The sequence below is a fragment of the Acetobacter orleanensis genome (assembly GCF_001581005.1).
In the GTDB taxonomy this organism is placed as follows: Bacteria; Pseudomonadota; Alphaproteobacteria; order Acetobacterales; family Acetobacteraceae; genus Acetobacter; species Acetobacter orleanensis.
Genome location: NZ_LHZV01000013.1, coordinates 1 through 1350 on the forward strand (window position 1 = coordinate 1; position 1350 = coordinate 1350).

Genomic DNA, 1350 nt, shown 5'->3' on the forward strand with positions numbered 1-1350 from the left:
GAGGAATGGGCGCGGATCGCGCTACTGATGCCTGAGTCTAGGCACACGGGACGTCCGCGAGAGATTGAATTCCGCGAAATGATCAACGCGGTATGGTATTTGGTCCGCCCGGACTGTGGCTGGCGGATGCTGCCGATCCTTTTCGGGCATTGGCGAACGGTCTGGAGCACGTCCACTGAATTATGAATCGTGAGGGATGACACGGAGCGTGGATTGTGTTTCACCGTTTCCATTGATGGAGGCGATGATGGCACGCGCATTGAGCGACGATCTACGGATGCGGGTTCTGGAAGCTGGTGGAGAGGGCGTGTCAGCCAGTTCAGTGGCGAGACGGTTCGGGATCGGCATTTCGACGGCGATCCGGTGACTTCGTCGTGAACGTGAAACCGGTGAACGGGCAGCGCGCCGCCAGAACAAGCCGCGCGGCTCAAAGCTGGATGGGTATGAAACCTTTGTTGTTGATATGATCGAAGCGCAGAAAGATATCACGCTCAACGAGATGGTGGTGCGCCTGAAGGATGAGCAATCCGTCGGGATTGGCCGCAGCATGCTCAGCTGATGGCTGCGGCAGCGCGGGTGGACATTCAAAAAAAGACCGCACATGCATTGGAGCAGAACGCGAAGATATCCTGAAACGCCGGCAGGACTGGTTCGACGACCAACATGGTCTTCATCGACGAAACCGGCCTCTCCACGAAGATGCCCCGCCAGCGTGGTCGTGCTTTACGCGGAGAACGCTGTCGAACTGGTTTTCCTCATGGCCATTGGAAAACCACGACTTTCACTGCCGGCTTGCGCCTCACGGGCATGACCGCACCCTTCGTGCATGAGGGCGCCATGAACGGCAAAATTTTTCAGACCTATGTCGAGCATGTTCTCGTGCCGACGCTCAGCCCGGGCGATATTGTCGTGCTGGACAATCTACCCGCTCATAAGGGGGCGGGAGCACAGATGATGTTCCTTCCTCCCTATAGTCCCGATTTCAACCCGATCGAAACGGTGTTCGCCAAGTTCAAGGCTCTCCAGCGAGCCAAGGCAGCAAGAACCGTCACAGCCCTGTGGGACGCTGCCGGATCACTCATGGATGCTTTCTCCCCTGACGAATGTGCCAATTTCTTCACCGCCGCAGAGTATGAACCAGAATAAAGCGGACGTGCTCTATGGCTGGTTCCGGGAACTGGCGCGGCGTTTCCTGTTTCATACTACCCACGACGTTGAATCGATGCTCGATCGGGAGCGGATGGGTCGTGAATCCAGCCCTTCGGCTGGGGTGATCGACAGCCAGAGCATCAAGGCTCCTCACGCGAAAACAAGGGGTTATGACGCTGGCAAGAAAGTGGTCGGACGCAA

General features: G+C 57.2%; 3 pseudogenes. All 3 read left to right on the forward strand.

The window, feature by feature from the left end:
- Positions 1 to 183 (forward strand): annotated as a pseudogene (locus tag AD949_RS00070) (transposase); the annotation flags it as partial.
- 64 nt (positions 184 to 247) lie between these two features.
- Positions 248 to 1146, forward strand: a pseudogene (locus tag AD949_RS13490) (IS630 family transposase).
- Between the two features lie 10 nt (positions 1147 to 1156).
- A pseudogene (locus tag AD949_RS14695) lies at positions 1157 to 1350 on the forward strand (IS5/IS1182 family transposase); the annotation flags it as partial.